This window comes from Yersinia sp. 2542 StPb PI, from assembly GCF_048593855.1.
Taxonomy (GTDB): domain Bacteria; phylum Pseudomonadota; class Gammaproteobacteria; order Enterobacterales; family Enterobacteriaceae; genus Yersinia; species Yersinia enterocolitica_E.
The window spans coordinates 1-7,565 of the sequence record NZ_JAZGQA010000200.1 but is presented as its reverse complement, the minus strand read 5'-3'; the positions used below and the strand labels follow the sequence as shown (position 1 = coordinate 7,565).

Genomic DNA, 7,565 nt, shown 5'->3' with positions numbered 1-7,565 from the left:
TCTAAAGCCCGCACTTATGCGGGTTTTTTCATAAAATCAAGCTCATAGAGGTTTAATCAGAAAACTTTAGGATGGGCAACTGCATCTAAACAATAAATAAAAATGAGTTGTTAGGATGCCCAGTAAAAGGAAATTTATTATGACGTTAAAAATGGGTCGCGTGAAATGGTTCAACCAATCAGAAGGTTACGGTTTCATCTCGCCACACGATGGTAGTTTGGATGTGTATGTCAGCAAGACGGCTATCGCCAACACCAAAAATAAATCACTCAGTGAAGGGCAGGACGTTGAATTCTCTACTTATCGTAGTATTCACGGGCCGTCAGCAGCAGATGTGATCGCTTTCTAAGTATACGACGACGATCAACTCGTTTTCTAAGCAAACGGCTACCTTTTGGTAGCCGTTTGTATTTATACCCTTGGGTATTTTTGGCCTCTATTCGACAGGTTGTTTTGTCGCCGGGCAGCTTTTGCAGGTGCTTCTATTTGTTTTTATGCGGCTTAGTTGCTGAAGTTAGCAAACAGCGCAATAATTTTATGGAATACTTTCATCTCTTACTCGATATGCCTATTTATGTGATGTGAGTCACAAAATTCTACTCCTCGCTATTCAACATATCAATAACAAAACCAGCATTTATCCCACGAGATAGCTATCTATATTTACTTATGTAGTTGCTAATTAACATAACTCCTTGTTATTAATCGCTGATAGCGCAGGCAGCATCGGTACAGTTAACCTGCTTCAGCAGATATGGTATCCTCGAGCACTTTCCTGCTGGCTAAACTCCATTCTGGAGGATGTATGGACCACCGTTTACTCGAAATCGTTGCCTGTCCGGTTTGCAACGGCAAGTTGTATTTCAATAAAGAAAACCTTGAATTGGTATGTAAAGCCGACAATCTGGCTTATCCGGTGCGCGATGGCATTCCGGTATTGTTGGAGAATGAAGCCCGCCCACTGTCAATTGATGAGAAGCACGCATGAGTTTCATCGCTATAATTCCCGCTCGATATGCTTCAACCCGGTTACCCGGCAAGCCATTGGCTGATATTGCGGGCAAACCGATGGTAGTTCATGTGATGGAACGAGCAAAGGCGTCGGGCGCGTCACGGGTGATTGTGGCAACAGATCATCCTGAGGTGGTGAGAGCCGTTGAGGCCGCCGGTGGTGAGGTATGTATGACCCGTGCCGATCATCAATCTGGCACCGAGCGCTTAGCCGAAGTGATTGAACTCTATGGTTTTTCCGATGATGATATTATCGTAAATGTCCAAGGGGATGAACCTCTGATACCCCCGGTAATTATCCGTCAGGTGGCTGATAATCTGGCCGCTTGTCGTGCTGGCATGGCAACATTAGCGGTGCCGATTGAAAGTAGCGAAGAAGCATTTAACCCTAATGCGGTTAAAGTGGTGATGGATGAGCAAGGCTACGCGCTCTATTTCTCCCGCGCGGCGATCCCATGGGAAAGAGAGCGTTTTGCTCAGTCAAAAGAGACTATCGGTGATTGTTTCTTACGCCATATTGGTATTTATGCTTATCGTGCCGGTTTTATCCGCCGTTATGTTAATTGGGCACCGAGCAAACTCGAACAAATCGAGCTATTAGAGCAACTTCGAGTACTGTGGTATGGCGAAAAGATCCACGTCGCGGTAGCAAAAGCGATACCCACGGTTGGGGTTGATACTCAGGCTGATCTGGATCGGGTGCGCGCTATCATGCTTCATCAGTAACCATTACGGGCACCGAACTGTTTGCGCCAGGTCCAATTGGGCCTGGCGTTTTTACTTTGTATCCGATAGTTTGATTTTTATTATCAATAATAGTTGATCTGCATTCTGGAAATCTCCCGCCCGTCATCCCATTATGAACCATCAATTTCGCCAGATAATTGGACTGAGCATAATGGAACAACTGAAAGCTGAATTAAGTGTGGTGCTCGGGGAATCTATCACCCGCCTCGAACGTATCAGCGAGCAGCCCTATGCCCACCTGTACGCGATGTATAACCAGCAGGGGCAGGCAATCCCATTACTGGCGAAGAGCTATGTTTGTCAGGGGATAGCACAGCAAGAGGCGTATAAACTTTCCATGCTGGCTCGGGAAGGCGATATCCGGTTACCCACCGTGTACGGACTGGTGATGACCCACCAATCCCCGTATAAAGAAATTCTGTTGATGGAGCGTTTACGTGGTGTTTCGGTGGAGGCACCGACTCGGACGGGGGAACGCTGGGATGCTTTGATGGATCAGATAGTTGAAGGTGTACTGGCATGGCATCGCATTGATAGCCACGGTTGTGTGGGTAATGTTGATAGCACCCAGGAAAATGATTGGTTCAGTTGGTATCAGCAACGAGTTGAAGTGTTGTGGGCGACCTTGTCTAATATGAATTCACCGGTTATGACATTGGAAGAGCGTGCGATACTTTACCGTGCGAAGGCGTCATTAACGGCACTTTTTGCCGGTTTTGATGACAGCTCAGTGCTGGTGCACGGCAATCTGACTCTCCGCAGTATGTTAAAAGATGCGCGCAGCGATCAGTTGCTAGCGATGCTTAATCCAGGCCCGATGTTGTGGGCTCCACGAGAGTATGACTTGTTCCGTCTCAGCGAAGAGGGCATGCCTAGTCAGCTATTCTATCGTTATCTCAATAAAGCACCGGTCTCTGAATCCTTTGTTGCCCGCCGATGGCTCTATACCCTTTGGGAACTGGTGGCTCGCTTTATCCATACCGGGAATCTGGATCGTGCTGTATTTGATAATGCCGCCCGGCAACTCATCCCTTGGTTAAACTAATTTATTCACCCTTGCTATCCCCGCTTAATTTTTGCCACAACAGCCCCAATGTTTCATACCAGGCACGTTCGGTGTGGCCTAAATAAGCCGCTGCTGGAATAGCACGCTCCCAGCTATGCAACGGTGTAGTGATGGCTAACTGATTTGCAGGCGCGGGGATTGGATGTAACCCAATGGCGGTAAAGAATTTAATCGCTCGGGGCAGATGATTTGCCGAGGTGACCAGTAGAAATGGTTTATCACCTACCAGAGTGGCCACCGCCGCGGCTTCTTCAACGGTATCTTTCGGTTGCTCTAACGCAATAATATTCGCCACCGGAACACCTAAGCTTTCTGCCACCTGAGCTGCTGTTGTTGCACTGCTTTGGTTGTTCGGACCCGCACTGCCAGTAAAAACCATTTTTGCGTTAGGATGTGCACGATACAACCTGACACCCTCAGTGACTCTTGGCAGGCTATTTGCGAATAAATTGGCGCTTGGTGCCCAATTCGGATTAAACGTGTAGCCGCCACCGAGCACAACAATGTAATCTACCGGGTCGTTTCCCTGATAAGTCGCGTATGACTTTTCCAGTGGCAATAGCAGGCGGTCAGCGACAGGTTGCAGGCTAATAAGCAATAATACCAGCCAACTCAACGCAAAAAGTGTTTTGCCACTTTTCTGCCAGCGGGTAAACCACAATAAAATGAGTGCCAGCCCCATGATGATGAGTAACAAGGGCAGGGGCATTAATAAGCCGCCAACAAACTTTTTTAAGGTGAAAAGCATAAAAATAGGGCCCTTTTGGCTGAAAAACCGGCATTTGGCGCTGATTACAGGCCAAGAGGATTTATTCTAAGTCAGGCTGTGCCAAAATAGCAGGTTGGTAGGCATTCTTTTTACTGTGGCTATTGATTTGCGAGGTTCTATCAAGCAAGGGCGGCAAATCAATAGTGATAGCGGAGCAGTTGTTCATGCAGGATCGCAATTTCGATGACATTGCTGAGAAGTTTTCCCGCAATATCTATGGTACGACGAAGGGAATGATTCGTCAGGCGGTGGTTTGGCAAGATATCAGCGGGCTGTTAGCGCAGCTGCCACCACGCCCGTTGCGGATTTTAGATGCGGGCGGTGGCGAAGGGCATATGGCTTGCCAACTGGCGGCATTAGGCCACCAGGTCCTATTATGTGACCTGTCAGCGGAGATGATCCAGCGCGCGAAAGCCGCTGCCTTGGAAAAAGGTGTGAGCCACAACATGCAATTTGTACAAAGTGCGGCTCAGGACATCACCCAACATTTAGAACAGCCGGTTGATCTGATATTGTTCCATGCGGTTTTAGAATGGATTGCAGAGCCTCAACACGTTCTGCAAATACTCTTTAATGCGTTGACTCCCGGCGGCGCGCTCTCATTGATGTTTTTCAATGCCAATGGATTGGTGATGCGTAATGCGGTATTGGGTAACTTTCAGTTGGCGTTACCGGGTGTAAAAAGGCGTAGGCAGCGTTCGCTATCGCCGCAATACCCTTTAGATCCACCAACGGTATATGGTTGGCTTGAGCAAATGGGTTTATCCATTAGCGGTAAGACGGGAGTACGGGTGTTTCACGATTACATGAAAAATAAACAGCAACAAGTTGATGAGTTTGCTGAATTATTGGCGTTGGAACAGCGCTATTGCCGGCAGGAGCCCTTTATCAGCCTGGGGCGCTACGTGCATGTCTCGGCGTTTAAGCCAAATCTGAAGGACCCATTATGAGTGACTTTTCCCAGACAGTACCCGAACTGGTCGCCTGGGCGCGGAAAAATGACTTTTCGATTACTCTGCCCACAGATCGTTTGGCCTTTCTTTTGGCTATTGCCACGTTAAACGGTGAGCGGCTGGATGGCGAAATGAGTGAAGGGGAGTTAGTTGATGCATTTCGCCACGTCTGTAAAGGTTTTGAGCAGACCCATGAAACCGTGGCCGTGCGCGCGAATAATGCTATCAATGACATGGTGCGCCAGCGGTTACTCAACCGTTTTACCAGTGAAATTGCCGATGGTAATGCCATTTACCGCCTGACGCCGTTAGGCATTGGTATCACTGACTACTATATCCGGCAGCGCGAATTCTCCACCCTGCGCCTGTCAATGCAGTTATCGATTGTCGCACAAGAGCTACAACGGGCGGCCGAAGCGGCCGAAGAGGGGGGCGATGAATTCCACTGGCATCGTAATGTTTTTGCCCCGCTAAAATATTCAGTTGCTGAAATTTTCGACAGCATTGATATGACGCAACGCTTGATGGACGAGCAGCAACATAGTGTGAAGGAAGATATCGCCGCGTTGCTGAATCAGGATTGGCGGGCGGCTATTGCCAGTTGTGAAATGCTGTTGTCAGAAACCTCCGGCACACTGCGTGAATTACAAGATACGCTGGAAGCGGCAGGTGATAAACTTCAGGCTAACCTGTTACGTATTCAAGAAGCCACTATCGGCAATGCGGGTCTGGATCTGGTGGATAAGTTGGTCTTTGATTTACAAAGTAAACTTGACCGCATTATCAGTTGGGGCCAACAAGCGATTGATCTGTGGATCGGCTATGACCGCCACGTGCATAAGTTTATCCGTACTGCGATTGATATGGATAAAAACCGTGTCTTTGCCCAACGCTTGCGCCAGTCAGTGCAGAATTATTTTGATAGCCCATGGACTCTCACCTATGCCAACGCTGATCGCTTGCTGGATATGCGCGATGAAGAACTGGCGTTGCGCAGTGAGGAAGTTACCGGGGAGCTGCCACCGGATCTGGAATTTGAAGAATTTAATGAGATCCGTGAGCAATTAGCCGCCCTGATTGAGCAGGCGTTGTTGGTATACCAGCAACAAAAGATGCCACTTAATCTGGGGGAAGTGATGCGCGACTACCTCGCGCAATATCCGCGTGCTCGTCATTTCGACGTGGCTCGTATCCTGGTCGACCAGGCAGTTCGCCTTGGTGTGGCCGAAGCCGATTTCTCAGGGTTACCAGCAGAATGGTTGGCAATCAATGATTACGGAGCCAAGGTGCAGGCACATGTCATCAACAAATATTGAAGTAGTAATGCCCGTTAAACTGGCTCAGGCATTGGCCAACTCACTGTTTCCAGCACTTGACAGCCAGTTACGTGCCGGTCGTCATATCGGGATTGATGAACTGGATAATCATGCTTTCCTGATGGATTTTCAGGAGCAACTGGAAGAGTTTTATACCCGTTATAACGTGGAGTTAATCCGTGCACCGGAAGGTTTCTTCTATCTGCGCCCCCGTTCTACCACGCTGATTCCACGCTCGGTGCTATCTGAGCTGGATATGATGGTTGGCAAGATCCTTTGTTATCTGTATCTCAGCCCTGAACGTTTGGCCCATGAAGGCATTTTCGCGCAGCACGAATTATACGAAGAGCTGCTAAGTCTGGCTGATGAGAGCAAATTGCTGAAGTTTGTTAACCAGCGCTCAACCGGGTCGGATTTGGATAAGCAGAAGTTGCAGGAAAAAGTAAGAACGTCACTTAACCGGCTGCGTCGGTTGGGTATGATCTACTTTATGGGCAATGACAGCAGCAAGTTTCGTATCACTGAAGCGGTATTCCGCTTTGGTGCTGATGTGCGTAGCGGCGATGACCCACGGGAAGCCCAGTTACGCATGATCCGTGATGGCGAGGCCATGGCGGTGGAAAACAGTCTGTCACTCCATGATGAAAACGATGAAACTGACATCACCATGGGTAATGCAGCGGACAGTGCAGAGGATGAACAGGAATGATTGAACGCGGTAAATTTCGCTCGCTGACCTTGGTTAACTGGAATGGTTTTTTTGCCCGGACATTCGATCTTGATGAGCTGGTAACCACCTTATCTGGCGGCAATGGTGCGGGTAAATCCACCACTATGGCCGCTTTTGTTACAGCACTGATTCCTGACCTGACACTGCTGCACTTTCGTAACACCACCGAAGCCGGTGCTACCAGTGGTTCCCGTGATAAAGGTCTGCACGGCAAATTGCGGGCCGGGGTCTGTTATTCAACGCTGGATGTCGTCAACTCCCGCCACCAACGTGTGGTTGTCGGGGTGCGGTTGCAACAAGTGGCAGGGCGTGACCGCAAGGTTGATATTAAGCCTTTCACCATTCAGGGGCTGCCGACGGCTATCCAACCTACCCAGATTCTTACCGAGGTGGTGGGTGAGCGTCAGGCGCGCGTCCTGTCATTACAAGAGCTGAAAGAGCGCGTCGAAGCGATGGAAGGGGTGCAGTTCAAGCAATTTAACTCCATCACTGACTACCACTCGCTGATGTTTGATTTGGGTGTGATTCCAAAGCGTTTACGCTCTTCTGCCGATCGCAGCAAATTTTACCGTTTGATAGAAGCATCGTTGTACGGTGGTATTTCCAGCGCGATTACCCGCTCACTGCGTGATTACTTATTGCCAGAAAACAGCGGTGTGCGCAAAGCCTTCCAGGATATGGAAGCGGCATTGCGTGAAAACCGTATGACCCTTGAGGCTATTCGTGTCACTCAATCTGATCGTGATTTGTTTAAGCATCTGATTTCAGAGGCAACGTCCTACGTTGCTGCTGACTATATGCGTCATGCCAATGAGCGGCGGATCCATCTTGATGGCGCATTGGTATTGCGCCGTGACTTGCTGACCAGCCGCAAGCAATTGGTGACTGAGCAGTATCGTCATGTGGAAATGTCGCGAGAATTAGCCGAGCAAAGCAGTGCGGAATCGGATCTGGAAACAGATTATCAGGCGGC

General features: G+C 48.9%; 9 protein-coding genes. 8 read left to right on the top strand and 1 reads right to left on the bottom strand.

Annotated features, from left to right (window positions below; all coding sequences use genetic code 11):
• Nucleotides 1-139 precede the first annotated feature (139 nt).
• The 4 genes from V1952_RS18285 (at nucleotide 140) to V1952_RS18270 (ending at nucleotide 2,803) form a co-directional block, all read left to right on the top strand.
• On the top strand, nucleotides 140-349 hold the full coding sequence (locus V1952_RS18285; protein ID WP_005159937.1) for a cold-shock protein: 210 nt from the start codon (nucleotides 140-142) through the stop codon (nucleotides 347-349).
• Nucleotides 350-805: 456 nt separating this feature from the next.
• On the top strand, nucleotides 806-988 hold the full coding sequence (locus V1952_RS18280) for a Trm112 family protein (RefSeq protein WP_004700032.1): 183 nt from the start codon (nucleotides 806-808) through the stop codon (nucleotides 986-988).
• Entirely contained in the window at nucleotides 985-1,737 is a 753-nt protein-coding gene (gene kdsB, locus V1952_RS18275) for a 3-deoxy-manno-octulosonate cytidylyltransferase (RefSeq protein ID WP_420075276.1), read from the top strand. Before V1952_RS18280 ends, kdsB begins: the two co-directional genes overlap by 4 nt.
• Before the next feature lie 172 nt (nucleotides 1,738-1,909).
• A complete protein-coding gene (locus tag V1952_RS18270) occupies nucleotides 1,910-2,803 on the top strand; it encodes a YcbJ family phosphotransferase (protein ID WP_420075275.1) in 894 nt (297 codons plus the stop codon).
• Nucleotide 2,804: 1 nt separating this feature from the next.
• Here V1952_RS18270 and elyC read toward each other — a convergent pair whose 3' ends face one another.
• Nucleotides 2,805-3,572 (bottom strand): envelope biogenesis factor ElyC, encoded by a 768-nt coding sequence (gene elyC / locus V1952_RS18265; protein WP_372559329.1) that lies wholly within the window; start codon nucleotides 3,570-3,572, stop codon nucleotides 2,805-2,807.
• Nucleotides 3,573-3,757: 185 nt separating this feature from the next.
• Here elyC and cmoM point away from each other — a divergent pair, with 185 nt between their 5' ends.
• From cmoM to V1952_RS18245, 4 genes are all read left to right on the top strand, one after another.
• Nucleotides 3,758-4,543 (top strand): tRNA uridine 5-oxyacetic acid(34) methyltransferase CmoM, encoded by a 786-nt coding sequence (gene cmoM / locus V1952_RS18260; RefSeq protein WP_372559328.1) that lies wholly within the window; start codon nucleotides 3,758-3,760, stop codon nucleotides 4,541-4,543.
• Nucleotides 4,540-5,862 (top strand): chromosome partition protein MukF, encoded by a 1,323-nt coding sequence (mukF, locus tag V1952_RS18255; protein ID WP_102970391.1) that lies wholly within the window; start codon nucleotides 4,540-4,542, stop codon nucleotides 5,860-5,862. The genes cmoM and mukF overlap by 4 nt, the downstream gene beginning before the upstream one ends.
• Nucleotides 5,843-6,571 (top strand): chromosome partition protein MukE, encoded by a 729-nt coding sequence (mukE, locus tag V1952_RS18250; protein ID WP_420075274.1) that lies wholly within the window; start codon nucleotides 5,843-5,845, stop codon nucleotides 6,569-6,571. The genes mukF and mukE overlap by 20 nt, the downstream gene beginning before the upstream one ends.
• Nucleotides 6,568-7,565: ATP-binding protein (locus V1952_RS18245; protein WP_420071871.1), on the top strand; the 998-nt coding region annotated here is incomplete at its 3' end. The genes mukE and V1952_RS18245, both read left to right, overlap by 4 nt.

Excerpts from the sequence above, each read along its gene's own strand:
- V1952_RS18285 (WP_005159937.1), top strand. The coding sequence starts at position 140 with ATGACGTTAAAAATGGGTCGCGTGAAATGGTTCAACCAATCAGAAGGT.
- V1952_RS18280 (WP_004700032.1), top strand. The coding sequence starts at position 806 with ATGGACCACCGTTTACTCGAAATCGTTGCCTGTCCGGTTTGCAACGGC.
- kdsB (WP_420075276.1), top strand. The coding sequence starts at position 985 with ATGAGTTTCATCGCTATAATTCCCGCTCGATATGCTTCAACCCGGTTA.
- V1952_RS18270 (WP_420075275.1), top strand. The coding sequence starts at position 1,910 with ATGGAACAACTGAAAGCTGAATTAAGTGTGGTGCTCGGGGAATCTATC.
- elyC (WP_372559329.1), bottom strand. The coding sequence starts at position 3,572 with ATGCTTTTCACCTTAAAAAAGTTTGTTGGCGGCTTATTAATGCCCCTG.
- cmoM (WP_372559328.1), top strand. The coding sequence starts at position 3,758 with ATGCAGGATCGCAATTTCGATGACATTGCTGAGAAGTTTTCCCGCAAT.
- mukF (WP_102970391.1), top strand. The coding sequence starts at position 4,540 with ATGAGTGACTTTTCCCAGACAGTACCCGAACTGGTCGCCTGGGCGCGG.
- mukE (WP_420075274.1), top strand. The coding sequence starts at position 5,843 with ATGTCATCAACAAATATTGAAGTAGTAATGCCCGTTAAACTGGCTCAG.